18 protein-coding genes, 1 tRNA gene and 1 pseudogene are annotated in these 22,188 nt (G+C 31.6%); 18 read left to right on the top strand and 2 right to left on the bottom strand.

The window, feature by feature from the left end; translation table 11 throughout:
- The 11 genes and pseudogenes from HMPREF1253_RS01475 to HMPREF1253_RS01425 form a co-directional block, all read left to right on the top strand.
- A pseudogene (locus tag HMPREF1253_RS01475) lies at positions 1 to 358 on the top strand (elongation factor Tu); the annotation flags it as partial.
- Positions 359 to 400: 42 nt separating this feature from the next.
- A tRNA-Arg gene (locus tag HMPREF1253_RS01470) sits at positions 401 to 476 on the top strand.
- A 16-nt stretch (positions 477 to 492) separates the two neighbouring features.
- On the top strand, positions 493 to 966 hold the full coding sequence (locus HMPREF1253_RS09555; RefSeq protein WP_023054970.1) for a rhodanese-like domain-containing protein: 474 nt from the start codon (positions 493 to 495) through the stop codon (positions 964 to 966).
- A 7-nt stretch (positions 967 to 973) separates the two neighbouring features.
- Positions 974 to 2,125: a CaiB/BaiF CoA-transferase family protein gene (locus tag HMPREF1253_RS01460; protein ID WP_023054966.1), complete on the top strand. Its 1,152-nt coding sequence runs from the start codon at positions 974 to 976 to the stop codon at positions 2,123 to 2,125.
- Positions 2,126 to 2,266: 141 nt separating this feature from the next.
- Positions 2,267 to 3,181 (top strand): ribokinase, encoded by a 915-nt coding sequence (gene rbsK / locus HMPREF1253_RS01455; RefSeq protein WP_023054981.1) that lies wholly within the window; start codon positions 2,267 to 2,269, stop codon positions 3,179 to 3,181.
- A 1-nt stretch (position 3,182) separates the two neighbouring features.
- The gene (locus HMPREF1253_RS01450; RefSeq protein WP_023054971.1) at positions 3,183 to 4,673 is read left to right on the top strand and encodes a sugar ABC transporter ATP-binding protein; all 1,491 of its coding nucleotides are present in this window, start codon (positions 3,183 to 3,185) and stop codon (positions 4,671 to 4,673) included.
- Positions 4,670 to 5,614, top strand: a complete 945-nt coding sequence (rbsC, locus tag HMPREF1253_RS01445; RefSeq protein WP_023054983.1) for a ribose ABC transporter permease — start codon at positions 4,670 to 4,672, stop codon at positions 5,612 to 5,614. The genes HMPREF1253_RS01450 and rbsC overlap by 4 nt, the downstream gene beginning before the upstream one ends.
- Positions 5,615 to 5,623: 9 nt before the next feature.
- Positions 5,624 to 6,019: a D-ribose pyranase gene (rbsD, locus tag HMPREF1253_RS01440; protein WP_023054975.1), complete on the top strand. Its 396-nt coding sequence runs from the start codon at positions 5,624 to 5,626 to the stop codon at positions 6,017 to 6,019.
- A 48-nt stretch (positions 6,020 to 6,067) separates the two neighbouring features.
- Positions 6,068 to 7,000 carry a ribose ABC transporter substrate-binding protein RbsB gene (gene rbsB / locus HMPREF1253_RS01435; protein ID WP_023054979.1) on the top strand — a complete coding sequence of 311 codons (933 nt, stop codon included), beginning with the start codon at positions 6,068 to 6,070 and terminating at the stop codon, positions 6,998 to 7,000.
- A gap of 304 nt (positions 7,001 to 7,304) precedes the next feature.
- On the top strand, positions 7,305 to 7,721 hold the full coding sequence (locus HMPREF1253_RS01430; RefSeq protein WP_023054982.1) for a hypothetical protein: 417 nt from the start codon (positions 7,305 to 7,307) through the stop codon (positions 7,719 to 7,721).
- A gap of 354 nt (positions 7,722 to 8,075) precedes the next feature.
- Positions 8,076 to 10,124 (top strand): 5'-nucleotidase C-terminal domain-containing protein, encoded by a 2,049-nt coding sequence (locus HMPREF1253_RS01425; protein WP_023054972.1) that lies wholly within the window; start codon positions 8,076 to 8,078, stop codon positions 10,122 to 10,124.
- 52 nt (positions 10,125 to 10,176) lie between these two features.
- Here the strand turns inward: HMPREF1253_RS01425 and HMPREF1253_RS01420 are convergent, their stop codons facing one another.
- Positions 10,177 to 11,922: an ABC transporter ATP-binding protein gene (locus HMPREF1253_RS01420; protein WP_023054969.1), complete on the bottom strand. Its 1,746-nt coding sequence runs from the start codon at positions 11,920 to 11,922 to the stop codon at positions 10,177 to 10,179.
- A 100-nt stretch (positions 11,923 to 12,022) separates the two neighbouring features.
- Positions 12,023 to 13,009 (bottom strand): GNAT family N-acetyltransferase, encoded by a 987-nt coding sequence (locus HMPREF1253_RS01415; protein ID WP_023054973.1) that lies wholly within the window; start codon positions 13,007 to 13,009, stop codon positions 12,023 to 12,025.
- Positions 13,010 to 13,083: 74 nt separating this feature from the next.
- Here HMPREF1253_RS01415 and murJ point away from each other — a divergent pair, with 74 nt between their 5' ends.
- The 7 genes from murJ to HMPREF1253_RS01380 all read left to right on the top strand — a co-directional run bounded on the left by murJ (position 13,084) and on the right by HMPREF1253_RS01380 (position 22,181).
- The gene (gene murJ / locus HMPREF1253_RS01410; RefSeq protein WP_023054978.1) at positions 13,084 to 14,586 is read left to right on the top strand and encodes a murein biosynthesis integral membrane protein MurJ; all 1,503 of its coding nucleotides are present in this window, start codon (positions 13,084 to 13,086) and stop codon (positions 14,584 to 14,586) included.
- Positions 14,587 to 14,810: 224 nt separating this feature from the next.
- Positions 14,811 to 16,289 carry a carbon starvation protein A gene (locus tag HMPREF1253_RS01405; protein ID WP_023054976.1) on the top strand — a complete coding sequence of 493 codons (1,479 nt, stop codon included), beginning with the start codon at positions 14,811 to 14,813 and terminating at the stop codon, positions 16,287 to 16,289.
- Between the two features lie 237 nt (positions 16,290 to 16,526).
- Positions 16,527 to 17,546 carry a sugar-binding transcriptional regulator gene (locus HMPREF1253_RS01400; RefSeq protein ID WP_023054967.1) on the top strand — a complete coding sequence of 340 codons (1,020 nt, stop codon included), beginning with the start codon at positions 16,527 to 16,529 and terminating at the stop codon, positions 17,544 to 17,546.
- Positions 17,546 to 18,562 carry a type I glyceraldehyde-3-phosphate dehydrogenase gene (gene gap, locus HMPREF1253_RS01395; RefSeq protein WP_023054984.1) on the top strand — a complete coding sequence of 339 codons (1,017 nt, stop codon included), beginning with the start codon at positions 17,546 to 17,548 and terminating at the stop codon, positions 18,560 to 18,562. The genes HMPREF1253_RS01400 and gap overlap by 1 nt, the downstream gene beginning before the upstream one ends.
- 8 nt (positions 18,563 to 18,570) lie before the next feature.
- Entirely contained in the window at positions 18,571 to 20,496 is a 1,926-nt protein-coding gene (gene tpiA, locus HMPREF1253_RS01390; protein ID WP_023054980.1) for a triose-phosphate isomerase, read from the top strand.
- 9 nt (positions 20,497 to 20,505) lie between these two features.
- Positions 20,506 to 21,792, top strand: coding sequence for a phosphopyruvate hydratase (gene eno / locus HMPREF1253_RS01385; protein WP_023054968.1), 1,287 nt, complete (start codon positions 20,506 to 20,508; stop codon positions 21,790 to 21,792).
- The gene (locus HMPREF1253_RS01380) at positions 21,789 to 22,181 is read left to right on the top strand and encodes a histidine phosphatase family protein (protein ID WP_023054977.1); all 393 of its coding nucleotides are present in this window, start codon (positions 21,789 to 21,791) and stop codon (positions 22,179 to 22,181) included. The genes eno and HMPREF1253_RS01380 overlap by 4 nt, the downstream gene beginning before the upstream one ends.
- The last annotated feature ends 7 nt before the right edge of the window (positions 22,182 to 22,188 follow it).

Below are 22,188 nucleotides of genomic sequence, written 5' to 3'. Positions count from 1 at the left end.
CTTACTACTAAGAGGAGTGCAAAGAAACGAAATCGAAAGAGGCCAAGTATTAGCAAAACCAGGCACAATACATCCCCACAAGAAATTCCAAGGAGAAGTATACGTATTAACAAAAGAAGAAGGCGGAAGACACACCCCATTTTTTAACGGATACAGACCACAATTCTACTTCAGAACAACAGACGTAACAGGCAACATTGAACTACCAGAAGGAGTAGAAATGGTAATGCCAGGAGACAACGCAACATTCACAGTAGAACTAATAACACCAATCGCAATGGATGAAGGATTAAGATTCGCCATAAGAGAAGGTGGAAGAACAGTAGCATCAGGCGTTGTATCAAAATTACTCGACTAAAATTAAAAATACTAGGTGGCGGTAAGCCACCTTTTTTTATCAGCGCTCATAGCTCAGGGGATAGAGCAGCAGTTTCCGAAACTGTTGGTCAGAGGTTCGAATCCTCTTGAGCGCACCAAAAAATGGAGGTATGTATGAAAAATAAAATTTATGCCATATTATTAATTCTTATTTTAGGATCAGGAATAGGATATATGTACTGGTATATGGATGTAAGAAAACCGGATGAAACCAATGAAACAAAGAAAATAGAAAACCTTGAAACAGATAAAGAAAAACTGCAGGAAGAAAAATTTTCAGCACAGAATGTTTCAAAGGAAGAAGCGGAAAAACTTATGTCTGAAAATGAAGAATATGTTATAGTAGACATCTCAGAGCCAAAAGACTATGATGAGGGCCATATTGAAGGAGCTATAAATATTCCTGAGAAAACTATAAAATCAGGGGCAAAAATAAACCTCTTGGATAAAGAACAACTTATTTTTGTCTATATTAAATCTGGAGATGGAAAAGCTGCAGCTGATACTTTAGGTGAACTTGGATATAAAAATGTAAAAAATATGGGAGATTTAAGTGACTATAAGGGTCAACTGATTGAAACAAAGTGAGGTAATTATGAACGCGCTTTCAAATCTTAAAATTTTAGACTTTACAACTCTTTTGCCAGGACCTTATGCTTCAATGATTCTTGCAGACATGGGAGCTGATGTAATTAAAATCTCATCTCCTTCAAAATATGACCTCGTTTTAGAAGAAGGACCAAAAATTGATGAGAGATCGGCAAATTTATTGTGGCTTAACAGGAACAAAAAAACTTTAGCTCTAAATTTAAAAACAGAAGAAGCAATAAAAATTGTAGAAGAATTAATAGGTGAATATGATATTATCCTTGAACAATTTAGACCTGGTGTAATGGATAAATTAGGCTTAGGATATAAAGATTTAAAAAAGATAAATCCTAAAATCATTTATTGTTCCATAACTGGATACGGACAAACAGGTCCTTATAGAGATAGGGCAGGACATGATATAAACTTTCTTGGTAAGTCAGGTATTATGAGTTTTAGTGGATCAAAAGAAGAAGGACCAAAACTTTATGGAACACAAATTGCAGATTTAGCAGGAGGAGCAATGAATGCTTGTCTTGGAATCCTTGCTTCAGTAAATTATAGAAATCAAACAGGAAAGGGCCAATTTATAGACATATCTATGATGGATGGGCTTTTACCTATGAACTCTTTAGTTGGAAGTGATTTTTTACTTTCAGGAGAATCTCCAAAAAGAGAAGGAGAACTTTTAAACGGAGGTAGCAATTATGATTTTTATAAGACAAAAGACGGAAGATTTTTAAGCGTTGGAGCTCTTGAACCTAAATTTTATTCTAGATTTTGCCAAATTTTAAATATAAAATCAGATTCTCCAAAAGATTTAAATGCTAAAGAAGAAATTAGAAAAAAGATAAGAGAAAAGACTTTAGAAGAGTGGACTTTAATATTTAAAGATGAAGACGTCTGCACAGAACCTGTTTTAAATTTAGAAGAAATCCTTGAGGATCCCCACATTAAAGAAAGAAATTTAATAATTGAAATGAAAATGGGAGACAAAAAAATCAAACAATTTGCAAGTCCCATAAAATTTTCAGAAAGCAAGCAAGAATATAAATTTCCAGGAAAGAAAATTGGTTCAGATAATATAGAAATTTTAAAAAAGCTTTCTTATAGTGATGAAGAAATAGAAAATTTAAAAGAAAAGGGAACTTTTAAGTAAAAATAAAATTAATAAAAAAGAGGTGAAAACTTTTTCATCTCTTTTTTTTATTTGATAGTTTTTACAGTAAATTTGTAGTGTATACTATATAGTATAAAATAGTAATGAAACATACACTTAATAAGTTTGGAGTAGTAATAAATGAAAAAAATAATTGTAGCTGGTAGCATAAATATGGATTTAGTAGTAAGGTGTCACGAAATTCCAAAAATCGGAGAAACAGTTCCAGGTAAAGAATTTTTAACAATACCTGGAGGAAAGGGTGCCAATCAAGCAGTGGCAATTGCAAAACTTGGTGGAGACTGCACTTTTTTAGGAAAAGTAGGCAAAGATATTTTTGGCCAAAAAGTCCTTGCATCCATGAAAGAATCTCAAATAAAAATAGAAGAAATAAAAGAGGAAGATTGCTCCACAGGAGTTGCAATAATAAATGTGGATGACAAAGGTAAAAACAACATTATCTACATAGAAGGGGCGAACGGAAAAATTGATGGGCCTTATATTGACAGTGTAAAAGAAGTCTTGGACGGAGCATCAATTCTTGTAATGCAAAATGAAATCCCTCAAGATGCAATAAATTATCTTTTAAAACTTGCAAGGGAAAAAAATGTTAAAACTCTTTTAAATCCTGCGCCTGCAAGAGAAATCCCAGAGGAAGTAATAAGTCTTATAGATATTATTGTGCCAAATGAATATGAACTTGAAAGAATTACAGGGGTTCAAACTCAAACAGAAGAAGGAATAAAAAAGGCTGCTCAAAACTTATTTGATCTGGGAATAAAAATAATAATAGTAACCCTTGGAGAAAGAGGAGTATTTTTAAAAACTGATAAGGTTGAAAAGTTTTTTACAGCTTATAAGGCGGAAGTTGTAGACACTACAGCTGCAGGAGATAGTTTTATAGGAGGTTTTTGCAACAAGTTTGTAGAAAATTCTGACCTTGATGAGGCTATTAATTACGGACAAAAAACTGCTGCAATAGCCATAGGAAGACTTGGAGCACAAACTTCTATACCTAGTAAAGAAGAAGTGGAAAACTTTAAAATTGGAGGTTGATATGGAACCTATTTTAAAGATGAATAATATTTCAAAATCCTTTCCCGGTGTAAAAGCTCTTGATAAGGTAAATTTAAATGTCTATAAGGGTCAGGTTATGGCTCTTTTAGGAGAAAATGGAGCAGGCAAAAGTACCCTTATGAAAATTCTTTCGGGAGCATATAAGGCTGACCAGGGAGAAATTATTTTAAATAATGAAAAAATAAGTGTAAATTCACCTTCAGAAGCAACGGAAAAGGGAATTGCCATTATTCACCAGGAATTAAATTTAATACCTCAGCTTACAATCTATGAAAATATTTTTTTAGGCAGAGAAATTACAAATTCATTAGGTCTTCTTGATAAGAGAGCCATGATATTGGAAAGTAAAAAGTATCTTGAAAAATTAAATCTTAATTTAAATCCAAAGACACCTGTAAAATTACTTTCCATAGCCCAACAACAAATGGTGGAAATAGCAAAAGCTCTTTCTATAAATGCTCAAATAATAATTTTGGATGAACCCACAGACACCCTTACGGAAGCAGAAGCCCAGGTTTTATTTACCATAATAAGGGAACTAAAAAAACAAGAAAAGGGAATTATTTATATAAGCCACAAATTAGACGAAATTTTTGAAATTTGTGATAGGGTTACGGTTTTAAGAGACGGAAAATACATTGATGAATGTGCAGTTCAAGGCTTAAATATTGATGAAATTATTAAGATGATGGTAGGAAGAAGCCTCGATGAACAATTCCCCCATGTTGAATGTCAAGGTCAGGAAATTTTTAGAGTTGAAAATTTTACCAATGAATATGTAAAAGATATTTCTTTTTCAGTAAACAGTGGAGAAATTTTAGGAATATCAGGTCTTGTAGGCTCAGGAAGAACAGAGCTTGCCAAGACTATCTTTGGTTTTTATAAACTTGATAAGGGAAAGATGATTTTAGATGGAAAAGAAATAAGCATTAAATCCCCCAAAGATTCTCTTAATAAGGGAATAGTTTATGTATCTGAAGACAGAAAGGGCGAAAGCCTTATAATAGGTATGAATGTTGGAGAAAATATAACTCTTTCAGCTCTTGATAAGTTTATTAATTTTTTATCCATTAACAAAAGAAAAGAAAAAGAAGAAAGTCAAAAATATATTAAATCAATAAGCATAAAAACCACAGGAACAAAGCAAAAGGTAAAAAATTTAAGCGGAGGCAATCAACAAAAAGTTGCCATCGCAAAATCTTTATTAACTGAGCCCAAGCTCTTAATCTTAGATGAACCTACAAGGGGAATTGATGTTGGAGCAAAAAAAGAAATTTATGAGTTATTAAATAATTTAAAAAAAGAGGGCAAGGCAATAATTATAATTTCTTCAGATATGCAGGAAATTTTAGGAATGTGTGACAGGATTTTAGTAATGAATGAGGGAAGGAAAAAGGCAACCCTTTCAAGAGAAGAGGCAAGTCAGGAAAAGATTATGACCTATATTATGGAAGTAGAGGAAGAAAAATGAGTGAAAAAAATAAAGAATTGTTAAATAAAGCTCGTCCTATTATAGGGCTTTTTATTTTCGTAGTCATTATAAGTTTTGTAAGCGACAGATTTTTAACGGCAAATAACCTTTTTAATGTTTTAAGGCAGACTTCGATAAATGCGATTATAGCAATAGGAATGACTTTTGTAATTTTAACTGCAGGCATTGACCTTTCCGTAGGTTCAGTTCTTGCTTTTTCCAGTGCCCTAGGAGCTTACTTAATAAAGGGCGGAATGAACATTTTTCTTGTAATATTAATAGCTCTTTTAATAGGACTTGTGGCAGGAACATTAAATGGTATTTTTATTACAAAAGGAGGAATTCAACCCTTTATAGCAACTCTTGTAATGATGCAACTCTTAAGAGGGGGAACGCTGGTATTTACAAATGGTAAGCCAATTCCTGTACCAGCAAAAGAAGTTTCAAAAGTATTCACCTTTATAGGAAGGGGAAATGTATTTGGCATTCACGTTCCAATCATCATAACAATAGTTGTCTTTATTGTAGGGTATTTTCTACTTAATCATACAAAATTTGGAAGATATATCTATGCAGTCGGAGGCAATGAAGAATCTTCAATGCTTTCTGGTATAAACACCCATAAAGTAAAAATAAGCGCCTATGCCATCAATGGTCTTATGAGTGCTATTGTAGGTCTAATTGTTCTTTCAAGGCTGTCCTCAGCCCAACCTACAGCGGGAGAAGGCTATGAAATGGATGCAATAGCTGCTGTAGTTTTAGGAGGCACTTCCCTTTCAGGAGGACAAGGTTCAATAATAGGAACTCTTATAGGAGCTTTAATAATAGGAATTTTAAATAACACTTTAAATTTATTAAATGTTCAATCCTATTATCAAATGATAGCTAAAGCAATGGTAATTTTAATAGCTGTACTACTTGATAGAAAAAGTAAACACTAAGGAGTATTTATGAAAAAAATAGGAATTTTAAATGCAGAAATTTCAAAAATAATAGCAGAATCTGCCCATACGGACATGATTATGATAGGGGATGCAGGAATGCCTGTGCCAAAGGGAGTTAAATTTATAGATCTTGCAGTTTCAGAAGGAATCCCAGGATTTTTAGATGTTCTTGAAAAAGTTTTGGAAGAGCTTCACATTGAAGGAGCAGTAATAGATTTGGAACTTAAAGAAAAGAATCCCCAATACAGGGAAAAAATCTTGAAACTTTTAGGGGATGCAAAAGTTGAAGAAATTCCCCATGAAGAATTAAAAGCAATTTCTAAAAATTGCGTGGCAGCAATTAGGACAGGAGAATTTACTCCCTATTCAAATATTATTTTAAAATCGGGAGTAGTTTTTTAAGCTTATAACTTGCAATGCAAGTATAAATATAAGAGAGGAGATATTAAAATGAGAAGATTTATCGCAGCTCTACTTTCACTAGTAATGGTTTTAGGCCTTGTTGGATGTGGAGCAAAAAAAGAAGCACCTGCTAATGGAAACAAAAAACAAGAAGGTGCAGGAGAAGGTAAGAAAATAGGTTTTGTAGTTTCTACACAAACAAATCCCTTCTTTGTAACATTAAAAGAAGGAGCAGAAGCAAAAGCAAAGGAACTTGGAGTTGAATTAATAGTACTTGATTCTCAAGACGATTCAGCAAAAGCAACTGCAAACATGGAAGACTTAATCACAAGAGGAGTAGATTTAATAATTGTAAATCCAACTGACAGTGATGCCATAGTACCAAGCGTTGAAGCAGCAAACGAAGCTAAAATTCCTGTAATCACAGTTGATAGAGTATCAAACGGAGGAGGAGTTGTAGCAGAAGTTGCATCTGACAATTTTGCCGGAGGAAAAATGGCAGGAGAATTTATAGTTGAACAACTTGGCGGAAAAGGAAAAGTTGTAGAACTTGAAGGAATTCCTGGAGCAAACTCAGCAATTGAAAGAGGACAAGGCTTTAATGAAGCAATTAAAGGTTCAGACATTGAAGTAGTAGCAAAACAAACAGCAGACTATGACAGAGTTAAAGGTCTTGAAGTAATGGAAAATATTCTTCAATCCCAAAGCGAAATCGATGCAGTATTTGCTCACAACGATGAAATGGCACTTGGTGCTTTAGAAGCAATAAAAGCAAGCGGTAGAGAAAATATAAAAGTTGTAGGCTTTGATGCAACAGACGATGCAGTAAAAGCAGTAGAAGCAGGAGAACTTGCAGCAACAATTGCTCAACAACCTAAGTTAATGGGAGAAAAAGCAGTTGAAACAGCAATGGACGTTTTAAACGGAAAAGAAGTTGTAAAGAGTATTCCTGTTGAACTTCAACTAATTGTTAAAAAATAAAAATTTCACTTTTTTGAAAATTTAAAAAGTAAGGCGAATAACCAATCAAGACTTATAAAAAGATTACAAATAAAAAGATATAGAATCGCCGAATAGTAACTAACAATATAAGACAAAAATAAGGCCTAGTTATGGCTTTATTTTTGTGCTTACATTTATGCAAAATAAAAGGCAAATACCATTTACAAATCCACTGAAAGACTAAATAATAAAATAGAAACATAAATATTAAATAGGACAATAAAGAAAAGATACATATAAAATATAAAAAATAAATAGAAGTAAAATAGAAAGTAGGAAGGCAATGGTAATTGAAGAAAAAATAATAAAAATAATGTCAAAATATAGTTATGGACCACAAACACATGGGGAAAAAATTATATTTCTTAAACATTCAAATTTGTTTGGTCTCGATTTTTCGCTGGAATTTAAAAGAGAAAACATAAAAAAAGAAATAAAAACCTTAGGCAAAAGAGAAGGCATTATAGAAAATTTGATAAAATTTTCGCAATATCCCATTATAACAGATAACTTCCTGGGTCTATGTAGAGATTTAATGGAAATAAGAGCAGATGTCATACAAGCAGACGAAGAAATAAATGGAAACAATAACACAGATGAGATAAAACTCTTAAAAGAAGCAATAGAAATAGATTATGAAGCAGTTTACGATAAAATTATATCTGAAATAAACACAGCAAAATCAAAAAAAGAAAAATAGGTTTAATTTGCAAATATGCAGGAATTGATAGAGAAAGTTTTGAAGAATTAAAAGACCTTGAATCATTTGTTTCAGAAAAGCATAATGCTTTAATCAGTAAGTGTAAAAATAACTTAGAACTTAAAGATTTTGTAAGGGAATATAAAGATTTATATTATTTTGAGTTAGCATTTGATGATTTTGAAGATGAAATAGCAGCCCTCTTAAAAAGTAGTTGAAAAAAGTATTTATGTTAAGCTTCAAATAATTGTTAAAAAATAAAAAAATTATAAAATATAGGTGGAAATAATTTTCCGCCTATTTTTTATAAGTGATAAAATTTAATTTTATCAAATCAGAATTGTGAGGGGTAATATGAAAAAGAAAATTTCAAAAATCTTATCAGCTTTTATTATGCTGAGCATGCTTTTGACATTTGCATTTGCAGATTCTCAAAAAATTAATTTAACAATTATAGGAACCAGCGACATTCATGCAAATCCATACGGATATAGTTATGAAGACAACAAAGAAGGAAAAAACAACGGACTTGCAAGAATTGCAACCTATGTTGAAGAAGAAAGAAAAAAGGGTCCTATAGTATTAATTGATGACGGGGACACCTATCAAGGAACTATAATGTCCGATGCAATTTATAACAAGAAAAAAGACGTAATTCATCCTATGTCAAAAGTTCTTGATTACATGAAATATGATGCAACAGTTTTAGGAAATCATGAATTTAATTTTGGAATTGACTTTCTTAAAAAAATAGTAAATGAAAAGAAAACGCCCACTCTTGCAGCAAATCTTACAACAAAAGATGGAAAAAACTTTGAACAAGTAAAGCCCTATGTAGTTGTAGAAAGACAAGGAATAAAAATAGGAATACTTGGACTTACAAATCCCAACGTACCACGCTGGGACGGAGATAAAGTTAAATCTTTAAACTTTAAAGGTCTTACAGAAACTGCAAAAAAATATGTTCCAATTTTAAAAGAAAAAGAAAAATGTGACTTAGTAATTGTAGCTGCACATGCAGGCTTAGTTCCTGAATATGATATTGACGGCGGAAGCGACGGACTTGAAAAGTTAATTGAAGAAGTTAAAGGCGTAGATCTTGTATTAGCAGGACATTTTCACATGATTGATAAGGGTGAAAAAAATGGAGTTGTATATGGAGCACCAAGAAATAACGGACGAGATCTTGTAAAATTTCAACTAGTTCTTGAAAAAACACCTGAAGGCTATAAAACCATAGAAAAAAAAGTTGATGTAATAAAAATGGACGACGTTAAACCTTCTGAAAGCTTAAGAAACGTAATAAAAGAAGAACACGAAAATACAATAAATTTCATTCAAGGAACAGGAAAGAGTTCAGAAGCAGGCGGAGGAATTTTCGGAATAGCAACAGCAGATTTTCAACCAAAAAATGAAATAAGAAAAATTCCTCAAGGATGGCTTGAAGATAGCGGAGTAATAGATTTAATAGGAAAATGCCAATTAAAGATGAGCGGAGCAGATGTTACTGCAGTTGCACTTTTTAGAGACGATTCAGACCTTCATAAGGGAAATATAACTTATGGAGATATTTTTAAAATCTATAAATTTGATAATACTCTTTATACAGTAAATGTAACGGGAAAAGAATTAAAAGATTATATGGAATGGTCAGCAGCTTTTTATAATCAATATAAAAAGGGAGATCTTTCAGTATCATTTTCAGAAGATGTTCCAGGCTACAGATATGATATTTTTAAAGGGGTAGACTACAAAATAGATTTATCTCAAGAAGCAGGAAATAGAATTAAAGATGTAATGTATAAGGGAAAAGCATTAAAAGACGATCAAGTATTAAAACTTGCAGTTAATAACTATCGTTATTCTTCCGGCTTAAAAGCAAATAAACTTGTAGCAGGAAACAGAGATTGGGAATCACCAATAGCAATTCGTGATTATATTGCAAACTATATAAAAGAACAAAAGAAAATAAGTCCAACTATTTCTAAAAATTGGGAAATAATAGGAACAGACTTTAACAATCCTCTAAGAAAAGAAATAATAGAACTTGTAAATGAAGGTTATATAGAAGCACCCTATCATGAATCTTTAAACATTGAAAAATTAAAAGAAAAAGGAATAATAGTTGACGGCAAAGTAGTTAAACCTAAGGAAAAGGTAGAAAATGATGAAATAACTAAATCTGAAAAATCATCACCGAATAAGGGAATTAAAAAAGAAATTAAAAAAGAAGTTCAAGAACAAAGAGAAAGTCAAAAAAAGACTTACACTGTAAAAAGCGGAGATTGGATCTATAAAATTTCAAGAGAACTCAAACTAAATGCAGAAGAAATAATTAATGCCAATAGCTTAAAAAATCCAAACTTAATATTCCCTGGTCAAATATTAAATTTACCAAAATAAAAAATAAAAATAAAAACTGCACTTTTTATGGTGCAGTTTTTTTATGAAAATTTTATAAAAGACTTCCTCCCTTGGTGTAAAGATTATAATAATAAGCCCTTTTTTCCATAAGCTCTTCGTGAGTTCCCATTTCAACAATTCCATCTTTAGTCATAACAAGTATTAAATCTGAATTTTGAACTGTGGTAAGTCTGTGAGCAATAGTTATGGTAGTTCTTCCCTTTGAAAGTTTTTCCAAAGATTCCTGAACTATCATTTCAGATTTATTGTCAAGAGCAGAGGTAGCCTCATCCAAAATTAAAATTGGAGGATTTTTTAAAAAGACCCTGGCTATGGAAATTCTTTGCTTTTGGCCACCGGAAAGTTTAAGACCCCTTTCACCTACATAAGTGTCAAAACCCTCTGGTAAATTTTTTATAAAGTCATAAGCTCCAGCAAGTTTTGCCGCCTCAACCACTTCTTCATCACTTGCATAAAATTTTCCGTATTTAATGTTGTCTAAAATTGTGCCAGAAAATAAATATACATCTTGTTGAACAATGCCTATATTATTTCTTAAAGAATCTAAAGTTACATCCCTTATATCAATTCCGTCAATTGTAATTGAGCCAGCACTTACATCATAAAACCTGGGTATCAAATTACAAATTGTAGTTTTTCCTGACCCACTGGGTCCGACAATTGCAAGTTTTTTTCCGGAAGCAATATTTAAATTTAAGTTTTTTAAAACATAATCATTATTTTTTTCGTACTTAAAATCTACCGAATTAAAAATAATATTTCCCTTAACATTTTTCAAAACTTGTGCATCTTTTTTATCTTTTATATCAGGATTTAAGTCCATAATTTCTGAAAATCTTTCAATTCCTGTCATACCCTTTTGAAATTGTTCGGTAAATTCAACAATTCTTCTTACAGTTGCAAGTAAACTTGTAACATACATAACATAGACAATTAAATCTCCAGGCATAAGCTCCTTATTAATCATAAAGAATCCGCCGCTTAATATTAAAATCAGATACATAAGTCCGTCAAAGGTCCTTGTAACTCTTGTGAAGCCTGCCATTGCCCTATAAAATGATTTTTTTATGTCTAAAAATTTATTGTTTTGACCCAAAAATTTTTCATTTTCCAAATCTTCATTGGCAAAAGATTTTACAACTCTTATACCAAGAAGGGAATCCTCTATAGTTGAATTTAAATGACCTATGTGGATCCTTTGGTCCTTTTGAGCCTTTCTCATCTTCTTATTATATTTTCTTGCAAAAAATATCATAACGGGAATCATAAGATAAATTAAAAGAGTCATTTTATAATTTATATTTATTAAAATTATAAAAGAAATTAAAATTTTTATGGATCCTATAAAATATTCTTCGGGACAATGGTGGGCAAATTCAGTTATGTCAAATAAATCGTTAGTGATTCTTGACATTATGACTCCAACTTTTGTTTCATTGTAAAAAGAATCTGAAAGAGTTTGAAGATGAGAGTAAAGATCTTTTCTCATATCGGTTTCAATTTTTGCCCCCATAATATGGCCTATACTAGTCATATAGTATTGGGCAATTATTTCCACAATTTTTATAATTAAATAAAAAAGCCCCAAGTTCAAAACAAAATTTATTGTAAGACTTTCAAAGTTATAAAGGCCTGTGTTTGAAAGCTTTCTTAAGATAAGAGGAAGGATCATTTCACTTGTCGTTGTAAGTCCAGCACAAAAAAGATCTAAAAGTAAAATTTTTTTATATTTTTTAAAATATTTTAAAACTCTTTTTATTAAGTTTATATTATGCAAATTATCACCTCTGTTTTTGTAAAACAAAAAGGAGTTAATGCAATTACTTGTATTTTCTCCTTTTTAAAATTAAATTAAGTTTTAAATTTAATTTTTAAACTTATTTTCTAATATCCTCATAGGAATCATCATTTTCAAGTTTTTCCTTGGCATAAGAACAAGTTGCAGATACTTTAAAGTTATTTTTTCTTGCATATTTTGCAACTTCTTCAAGTAATTTTGCCGCAATTCCTTTGCCTTGCAGCTCCGGCTTTACTAAAGTATGATCGATATTTAAAGTGTCTCCATCTTTTACAAAGTGGATAAGGGCACTATAATCATCTTTTGAATTACCTAAATAAATAGAATCTCCATCAATTTTAAAATCCATCTTATTGTAACCTCCAAAATTTCTTGAGCTTTTTTGTATTTCAAGAGTTTCATCTAAAAATTCCATATGGTCTCTCATTTTTTCCTGGGCAAGCTTAGGATCCTTATTTTTTATAGCCTCATAAATTTTAAGGTGCTGTTTTTTAACAGCTTCAAATCTTAAAGGGTCATGTAAAAGTTTCACTCTGAAATCATGATTATTATGCTCAAAAAGCATTATTGATGAATCAAAACTGTTTTCAATAAGTTCATTGTGAGTCATTTGAGCAAGAAGCTTGTGAAGTTTTAAATCCAGGTATTTAAAATTCTCATAAGATTCTTCATCTTGCATTTTATCAATTATATTTTTCAGCTCTTCTAATTGATCTTCGCTTCTATAAATGGCTGCAAGAGATGCTGTGTTTAATTCATACATTGTACGAAATTCCATAATTTGTCTTATGGGTATCTTATTTAAATCACTTATCATTGAAAGAGGAGAATAGAGCCCTTGTGAAAAATCACCTTTTACATAGGTGCCACCACCGTGTTTTGTAAGAAGAAGACCTGAATTTTCAAGGCTTCTTACCGCTTCTCTTATTGTAGAACGACTTACCTCATATTTTTGAGATAAGCTTCTTTCAGAAGGAATTTTATCTCCAACTTTATAAGATGAATTTAAAATATCATTTTTTATATAGTCGGCAATAACTTCATAGCCGGGTTTTGCATTTTTCACAAATTTCACCTCAATTTAATTATAGAGTTTATCAAGATTATATGCAATATGTTATAATAAATAGCGAGGTAAATATGAAAACATCAATTATTTTAATGATAGTGACTGTATTTTCAAAAATATTCGGTCTACTTAGAGAACAAACTTTAGCACGCCTTTTTGGCACGGGAATTATTTCAGATGTATTTTTAATAGGCTTTCAAATCCCTATGGCTTTTACAAATATAATTTCAGGAGCCACTGCAAACGGATATATACCAATTTACAATCAAGTTTTAAAAGAAAAAGATTTAGATGAAGCGGATAAATTTACTTCCAATTTTTCAAATATATTATTTGTTTTTATTTTTTTAATATCGATTTTACTTTTAATTTTTTCTCCCCAACTAATAGATGCCATGGCACCAGGCTTTGAAGGTCAAAAGAGACAACTTGCTATTTTTATAACTAAAATGGGGCTTATGAGTATATCCATAACATCTTCAGCTTCTATTTTTAAAGCTTATTTGCAAATTAAAAAAAGATTTGTTGTAAGTGTTTTGCATTCCATTATTATGAATGTCATTTTAATGTTAAGTATGTATTTTGCCTATAAGCAAGGAAAAAATTATCTTGCTTACGGAATGTTTTTAAGTTTTGTCCTTCAATATATTATTTTTCTTCCCTATATTCGCAAAGAAGGTTATAGGCACAAATTTGTTTTTGATATTAAAGATGATTATTTAAAACAAATGCTTAAAATTATAGTTCCAATACTTATTTCAACTTCAGTTATAGAGTTGAATTTTATTATTTCAAAAGCCCTTGCATCAAATGTGGAAGCTGGAGGAGTTTCAATTTTAAACTATGCTTATAAGCTGCAAAGTTTTGTAAGCGGTATAGTAATCACATCTATTGTTACTGCAGTTTATCCTACAATGGCAAAATTTGGAAGTGCAAAAGATATGGAGGGACTTAAAAAAAGCAGCGAAAAGGCTTTAAGTTTTGTTTTATTTTTGGTTATTCCTGCAACTATAGGACTTTATTTATATGCTGAGCCTATTGTAAAAATTTTATTTTTAAGGGGAGAGTTTACGGAACTTGATGCAATGAAAACCATGAGAGTTTTAATGTTTTATGCTATTGGTCTTTTAGGCATTGGAGTAAGGGAAATTATTTCAAGGGTTTTTTATACAATTAATGATACTAAAACACCCGTTATTAATTCAGTCATAATGGTTGGATTAAATATTGTTTTAAGTCTTATTTTAGTAAAAAAATATGACATTGATGGACTTGCACTGGCAACTTCTCTTTCTTTTATAGTAGGAGCCATCTTAATCTTTATAAGTTTAAGAAAAAAAATCGGAAGTCTTTTTGAAAAGAGAACTTATAAAAATTTATTTAAAATTTTAATTGCAAGTTTTGTAATGGCAGGGATTTCATTTGTAATCCACCTAAGTCTTTTAGGAAAGATTTCTTATACAATTAACTTTTTAATAAGTCTTTTAAGTGCAGGTCTTGTATATTTTATTATGATTTGGCTTTTAAAAGTTGATGAACTTAAAGAGCTTTTAAATTTTAGAAAAAATAAATAATTAAAAAACAGACATTTTTTATTTTAATAATTTAATTTGTCTGTTTTTTATTTTTTGGTAAAGCCTTTATCCAAAGAATAAAAACTCTCATAAAGGCTAAAATTCAGGAAAAAGAAATTCAATATCTATAAAAATAAATTATTAAAATATCTCTTAAGTTGTTTTAAATTCTTGTGAGTGCTATTATAAAAGTAAGCTAATTTGTACAGTAAAGAGGTGTAATTATGGTATTATTTTTAATTGGTTTAGTTATTTTATTTGGCGGCGGCTTTTTCTATAGCAAGCTTGCTGAAGCACAAATCGAACCTGACGACAGGGAAACACCTGCCATTGCAAAAGCTGACGGAATAGATTATGTCGGCATGAGTAAAACTAAAAACTTCCTTATAGAATTACTTAACATTGCAGGAACAGGACCTGTTATGGGACCTATCCAAGGAATTCTATTTGGACCTATAGCATTTATTGCTATACCTATCGGAAACATAATCGGAGGCTCAGTTCACGATTATTTTAACGGTATGATTTCCATGAGAGAAGGCGGAGCTCAAATTCCCCAACTTGTAAACAAGTACTTAGGTCATGGAGTTCGTAACTTCTACAACATTGTAAACTTTATTCTTATTCTACTTGTAGGTGTTGTATTTGTTTATACTCCTGGAGACTTAATTGCAAAGGACATATTAGGAAAAGATCCTAATTCAAATGTTATTTGGATTATTTATGCTTGTATTTTTGCTTATTATATTTTAGCGACTCTATTTCCTATTGATGCTATTATTGGTAGAATTTATCCTATTTTTGGAGCACTTTTAATTATTTCTGCAGCAGGTATATTTATTGGAATTTTCTTAAAGGGTGCTAACCATCTTTCTTTTGAAGGTCAAGGCCTTCTTGCACAACATCCAGCAGGACAAAAATTTATTCCTGCTTTCTTTGTAACAGTTGCCTGCGGTATACTTTCAGGTTTCCACGGTTCTCAATCAACACTTATTTCAAGAACTGTTAAACATGAAAAAGAAGGTACTTTCGTATTTTACTGGGCAATGGTTGCTGAAGGATTTATAGCAATGTGTTGGGCAGGCGGAGCTATGGTATTATTCTCAAGCGGCAAAGCTCCTTTAGATACAGGAGCAACTGCTATGGTAGGTAATATTTCAAGAGAATTCCTAGGAGCTGTTGGAGGAATGTTCGCAGTAATAGGTGTTATTGTTCTTCCTATCACTTCAGGTGATACTGCATTTAGAGCTTTAAGACTTATAATTGCTGATGAATTCAACATCGAACAAAGATCTTGGTATAAGAGAATTATGGTTTCTGTATGCATATTTATTCCTGCAGTAATAATTCTTGTATTTGCTAAGAAGAGTCCAGGCGGATTCAACTTACTATGGAGATATTTTGGATTTACCAACCAATTTGTTGCAGTATTTGCTCTTGGTGTTGCTGTTGTATATTTATACACTCACGGAAAAAATTATCTACTTGCATTAATTCCTGGTGTATTCTATGTATTTATCGTTATTTCATACATCATGCATCAACCTATAGGCTTTGGTCTTGAAAAAAGACTTGGTATGGATCCTCTAAGCTATACGATTTCTTATCCTATAGCAGCAGTTGCAGTAATTCTTTATATAGTTTGGCTGCTTAACCATGCTAAGAAGAACAAGGATCAAATTCTTTCTGTAAAAATAAAATAAATGGAAAAAAACAAATTAGCAAACACGGCTTTAAGCCGTGTTTTTTTCTTGCTCTTTTAAAAATAAAAATTTAATAATTCTAAAAAATTTCAAAGCTTGTAAAATTTAAATAAAAAAATTTTTCTAATTTTATTTTTTTGGTAAAATTGTTTTATTTAATTGAAGCTTAGAGAAAAAAATGTTAAACTAAATGTGGGAACGAAATTGTGATGGACCATTATTGACCCGGAGGACAGAATGGATTTAAAAAAAATTTCAGAGTTTGTGCCTGAGTTTAAAAATATTTTTATAAACAGGTACTTGCTCCTAAAATTTATTATGAATAATGAACCTGTGGGAAGAAGAAGTCTTGCTAAAAATTTTAACATTTCAGAAAGAAATATAAGAGATGAGATTTCTTTTTTAAAGGATATGGATGCGGTCTACGTATCAACTAAGGGAATATCCATAAAAGATAAGGGGAGATCACTTATTAAAGAATTTTCTGACCTTTATAAAACTTTCCCAGAAGACACAAATAATATTTCAGATGACTTAAAAAGGATTTTAAATTTAAAAGAAATTTATATTTCTAAAGGCGATTCAACTAAGGATGAAAATGCTTTTGTTGAACTTGCAAAATTGGGAGCTTCTATAGCTGAAAAAAAGTTAAAGGACAATTTGTCCATAGGTATAACCGGTGGACACACTATGAGTCTTTTAAGTGAATATATTAAATCTCAAAATAAAAACATGACTATAATCCCTGCAAGGGGAAGTATAGGCATAAGAAGCACCTATCAGGCAAACACAGTTGCAAGTCTTTTAGCAAGGAATACAAATTCTGAATCTTTTATGATTCCCCTTCCTGATACAGTTGATGATGAAACTTTAAAAGCTCTTATAAAAAGAGATGATTTTAAAGAAATTGCAAAAAGAATAAAAGCCATCGACCTATTATTATTTGGTATAGGAAGAGCCGACATTATGGCAAGAAGAAGAGGTTTAAATAAAAATCTTTCTAAAGACATACTTAAAAAAGGTGGAGTTGGAGAAGCTTTTGGAAACTTTTTTTCCATTGAAGGAAAAATTATTCTACACCAGCCAAGTATAGGCATAAGCATGGAAGATTTTTTAAGTATTAATGACGCTATTGCAGTTGCAGGGGGAGAAGAAAAAGCGGAAGCTATTATCGCTATTTCCCAGCTAAGAAAAGATTTAGTTCTCGTTATTGACGAGGCTGCAGCAAATAAAATAAAAAATTTAGGAGGTAAATGATGACAGTTAAAGTTGCTATTATGGGATTTGGAAGAATTGGTAGAGATGTTTTAAGAGGATGGGCATTAAGAGATAATAAGGATTTTGAAATTGCTTATATTGCTGATCTTAATGCTTCAAAAAATGCTGAAAAGCTTGCTCATCTTTTTAAATTTGATTCAATTTACAGAAAATTCCCAGGAACAGTAGAAGTTAAAGGCGATACTATGCTTGTTAACGGAAAAGAGATTAAATTTATTGATGGAAAATTACCGGAAGAAATGGCTTGGGGAGAAAAAGGCGTTGATATTGTTATTGAATCAACAGGAGCTTTTACAGAAAGAGAAAAGGCTGAAGGCCATTTAAAAGCAGGAGCTAAAAAAGTTGTAATTACAGCACCGGCAAAGGGTGAAGATATTACAATTGTAATGGGAGTTAACAATAAAAATTATGATCCATCAAGACACAATATTATTTCAAATGCTTCATGTACAACAAATTGCCTAGCACCTGTTACTAAAGTTATTCTTGACAACTTTGGAATTAAAAGAGGTTTAATGACTACAGTTCATGCTTACACAAATGACCAAAAGATTCACGATGCAGTTCATAAAGATATGAGACGCGCAAGAATGGGAGCTGAAAATATTATTCCTACAAGCACTGGAGCTGCAAAGGCAGTTGCAAAAGTTATTCCTGAAGTTGAAGGAATTTTAACAGGTATGGCTATGAGAGTTCCAGTTCCAACAGGATCAGTTGTAGATGTAACTTTTGAACTTGAAAAAGAAGCCAGCGTTGAAGAAATAAATGCAGCAGTTAAAAAAGCAGCTGAAGGAGAAATGAAGGGAGTTCTTGACTATCAAGAAGAAGATCTTGTATCAATTGATATTATAGGAGACACTCACTCATCAATTTTTGATGCAAAGCTTACTTTAGTAAAAGATAGAATGGTAAAATTAATTTCTTGGTACGATAATGAATGGGGTTATTCACAAAGAGTTATTGATTTAACTGACATGGTTTCTAAAAATCTATAAGGTGAACAATGAATAAAAAAACAGTAAGGGATTTTGATCTTAAGGGCAAGAGAGTTTTAGTAAGGGTTGATTTCAACGTCCCTATGGAAGATGGAAAGATAACTGACGACAACAGAATAGTTCAGTCTTTAAAAACTATAAACTATCTTCTTGAAAGGGGAGCTAAAGTAATTTTAATGAGCCACTTAGGAAGACCTAAGGGAAAGCCCAATCAAGAAATGAGCTTAGGTCCTGTCGCAAAAAGACTTTCTGAACTTTTAAATAAAGAAGTATTTTTCTTTAAAAGCGATAGGGTCGTAGACCAAGATGTAAAAAATAAAGTTGCAAGTTTAAAAGATGGACAAGTTGCCCTTTTAGAAAACACAAGATTTGTAGAAGGGGAAGAAAAAAATTCAGAAGAATTTGCTAAAGAACTTGCAAGTCTTGGAGATATTTATATAAACGATGCTTTTGGTACATCTCACAGGGCTCATGCTTCAAATGTGGGAGTGAGTAAATTTTTACCTTCAGGCATAGGATTTTTACTTGAAAAAGAAGTTGTATATCTTTCAAACACCATAGCAAATCCTGAAAGACCTTTTGTTGCTATCCTTGGTGGCAAAAAAGTTTCAGATAAAATAGGAGTAATAGAAAATCTTTTAAATGTTTGCGACAAAATAATAATTGTCGGAGGAATGGCTTATACTTTTCTTAAATCTATGGGCCTTGAAATTGGAAACTCCATTGTAGAAGATGACAAGTTGGATTTAGCAAGACAACTTATGGCAAGTGCCATTGAAAAAAATGTTGAATTAATTTTGCCTTCGGATATTTTAATCACAGATGAAATAAAAGCAGGAGCAAATACAAAATTTGTTTCAAGAGATGAAATCCCACAAGATGGAGATGGAGTTGACATAGGTCCTGAAAGTATTAAAAACATTAAAAATGTTTTAAAAGATGCAAAAACTGTAATTTGGAACGGTCCTTGTGGAATTTTTGAAATTGAAGATTTTTCAAAGGGAACTTTCGCCCTTGCAGAAATCCTAGCAAATCTTAAAGACGCAACCACAATAATCGGTGGAGGAGATTCAGCTCACGCCATTGAACTTGCAGAACTTTCAGATAAAATGACTCACATTTCAACAGGAGGGGGAGCAAGCCTTGAACTTATGGAAGGAAAAATTCTTCCTGGTCTTGCTGCAATTGAAGATAAAAATTCAAGACAAGCCCTTATTGCAGGGAATTGGAAAATGAACAAAAGTCCATCTGAAGCAGAATCCATGATAGAAGAACTTTTAAAAATTGATTTGGATAAAGAAGTGGAAGCTTTAATTGCACCACCATTTACAGCTATTGATAGAGTTTCAAAACTTTTAAAAGATAGTGACATAAAAGTTGGGGCACAAAATGTAAATGAAAATGAGGATGGAGCTTACACAGGAGAAATTTCCATTTCCATGCTTAAAGATTTAAATGTTAAGTATGTTATAGTTGGCCATTCTGAAAGAAGAAATTATTATAAGGAATCAAACCAACTAGTAAATGCAAAAGCTGAAAAAGTTTTAGAGGGAGGAATGACTCCTATAATTTGTCTTGGAGAAAGCCAAAAAGAAAGACTTGAAAATAGACATTTTGAAGTTGTAGGAGAAGAGCTAAAAGAATCCGTAAAAAATTTAAAGGGCAATTTTGTTATAGCCTATGAACCTATATGGGCAATAGGCACAGGGAACACTTGCAGTTCTCAAGACGCACAGGATATGTGTAAATTTATAAGAGAAAGTTTAACTAGCATAAACAGGGACTATGAAAACACTAGAATCTTATACGGCGGAAGTGTTAAACCAGAAAACATTAAAGAATTAATGAATAAAGAAGATATAGACGGAGCCTTAGTAGGTGGAGCATCTTTAAAGGCCTCGGATTTTGCAAAACTTGTTAATTTTAGAAAATAAGGAGATAAAATGAGCTTTATTAGTAGTGTATACGCAAGAGAAATTTTAGATTCAAGAGGAAATCCCACAGTAGAAGTTGAAGTTTTAACAGAAAACGGTGGTTTCGGAAGAGCAATGGTTCCAAGTGGAGCTTCAACTGGTGCCCATGAAGCTGTGGAATTGAGAGATAATGACAAATCAAGATACATGGGTAAGGGCGTAGAAAAAGCCGTAGAAAATGTAAATAAACTTGAAGAAAAATTAACTTACTTTGATGTTTTTGATCAAGTAAGTATAGATGAATTTTTAATAAGAGAAGATGGAACAGAAAATAAGGCAAAGCTTGGAGCAAATGCAATCTTGGGAATTTCCATAGCAGTTGCAAGAGCAGCAGCAGATGAAATAGGCCTACCTCTTTATCAATATTTAGGAGGAGTTAATGCAAAAGTTCTTCCCGTTCCTATGATGAACATTTTAAACGGTGGAGAACATGCAGATAACAATGTGGACATTCAAGAATTTATGATCATGCCCACAGGAGCAAAAAGCTTTTCTCAAGCTTTAAGGATGGGTTCAGAAGTTTATCATAATTTAAAAAATGTTTTAAAAGATAAGGGACTTAGCACAGGAGTTGGAGATGAAGGTGGCTTTGCACCAGACTTAAAAAGCAACTCAGAAGCTCTTGATGTAATTTTAGAAGCAATTGAAAGAGCAGGCTATGAGCCAGGTAAAGATATAGTTCTTGCTATGGACGTTGCAGCAAGTGAATTTTATAACAGTGAAACAAAGGAATACTATATGCAAGGAGAAAATAGAAAATTTTCTTCAGATGAACTTGTAGATTTCTATAGAGAATTAGTAGAAAAATATCCTATATACTCCATTGAAGATGGACTTGCAGAAGACGATTGGGATGGCTGGAAAACTCTAACTGAAAAACTTTCAGGCAAAGTACAACTTGTAGGAGACGACCTATTTGTAACAAACACAAAAAGACTTAAAAAAGGAATTGAACTTGGAATTTCAAATTCAATTTTAATTAAATTAAATCAAATTGGAACAGTTACAGAAACCCTTGATGCTATAGAACTTGCAAAACGTCACAACATGACAGCAGTAGTATCTCACAGAAGTGGAGAAACAGAAGACTCAACAATAAGTGATTTAGTTGTAGCAACAAATGCAGGAATGATAAAAACTGGAGCACCAGCAAGAAGTGAAAGAGTAGCAAAATACAACGAACTTTTAAGAATTGAAGATATGCTTGGCAACAATGCAAAATACGCAGGTCTTGAAGCATTTTACAATTTAAAATGAAAATTATTTTTATAAGACATGGAATTGCCGAAGCCTATAGAGAAAATGACAAAGACAGAAGGCTAACCCTTGAAGGCAAAATAAAATTAAGAGAAAACTTTAAAAATTTAAAAGAAAGAGACTTTTCCAACTATAAATTTTTATCATCAGACTACGAAAAAGCAGTGGAAACAGCAGAAATATTATCCCAAATAATAAATAAAAAGTTTTTTATAAAAAATTTTTTAGGGGGAGTTTCAACAAGAGAGCTCTTGGAAAAATTAAAAATGGAAAAATCAGAAAATTTTATCTTAATAAGCCACGAACCCTATATAAGCACTTGGATTTATGAATTAACAGGAAAAAGTTTAATAGTTTCAAGAGGAACAATTCATGAAATAGAAATATAAAAAATAT

Origin of the sequence: Peptoniphilus sp. BV3C26 (assembly GCF_000478985.1) — a bacterium.
GTDB lineage: Bacteria > Bacillota > Clostridia > Tissierellales > Peptoniphilaceae > Peptoniphilus_B > Peptoniphilus_B koenoeneniae.
The sequence above is the reverse complement of the archived record's forward strand: the minus strand, read 5'-3'. Positions and strand labels throughout refer to the sequence as shown.

Coding starts and splice junctions, on each gene's coding strand:
- HMPREF1253_RS01380 (WP_023054977.1), top strand. CDS start 21,789: ATGAAAATTATTTTTATAAGACATGGAATTGCCGAAGCCTATAGAGAA.
- tpiA (WP_023054980.1), top strand. CDS start 18,571: ATGAATAAAAAAACAGTAAGGGATTTTGATCTTAAGGGCAAGAGAGTT.
- HMPREF1253_RS01400 (WP_023054967.1), top strand. CDS start 16,527: ATGGATTTAAAAAAAATTTCAGAGTTTGTGCCTGAGTTTAAAAATATT.
- HMPREF1253_RS01405 (WP_023054976.1), top strand. CDS start 14,811: ATGGTATTATTTTTAATTGGTTTAGTTATTTTATTTGGCGGCGGCTTT.
- rbsB (WP_023054979.1), top strand. CDS start 6,068: ATGAGAAGATTTATCGCAGCTCTACTTTCACTAGTAATGGTTTTAGGC.
- rbsK (WP_023054981.1), top strand. CDS start 2,267: ATGAAAAAAATAATTGTAGCTGGTAGCATAAATATGGATTTAGTAGTA.
- murJ (WP_023054978.1), top strand. CDS start 13,084: ATGAAAACATCAATTATTTTAATGATAGTGACTGTATTTTCAAAAATA.
- HMPREF1253_RS01430 (WP_023054982.1), top strand. CDS start 7,305: ATGGTAATTGAAGAAAAAATAATAAAAATAATGTCAAAATATAGTTAT.
- rbsD (WP_023054975.1), top strand. CDS start 5,624: ATGAAAAAAATAGGAATTTTAAATGCAGAAATTTCAAAAATAATAGCA.
- HMPREF1253_RS01450 (WP_023054971.1), top strand. CDS start 3,183: ATGGAACCTATTTTAAAGATGAATAATATTTCAAAATCCTTTCCCGGT.
- HMPREF1253_RS01460 (WP_023054966.1), top strand. CDS start 974: ATGAACGCGCTTTCAAATCTTAAAATTTTAGACTTTACAACTCTTTTG.
- HMPREF1253_RS01425 (WP_023054972.1), top strand. CDS start 8,076: ATGAAAAAGAAAATTTCAAAAATCTTATCAGCTTTTATTATGCTGAGC.
- gap (WP_023054984.1), top strand. CDS start 17,546: ATGACAGTTAAAGTTGCTATTATGGGATTTGGAAGAATTGGTAGAGAT.
- HMPREF1253_RS09555 (WP_023054970.1), top strand. CDS start 493: ATGAAAAATAAAATTTATGCCATATTATTAATTCTTATTTTAGGATCA.
- eno (WP_023054968.1), top strand. CDS start 20,506: ATGAGCTTTATTAGTAGTGTATACGCAAGAGAAATTTTAGATTCAAGA.
- rbsC (WP_023054983.1), top strand. CDS start 4,670: ATGAGTGAAAAAAATAAAGAATTGTTAAATAAAGCTCGTCCTATTATA.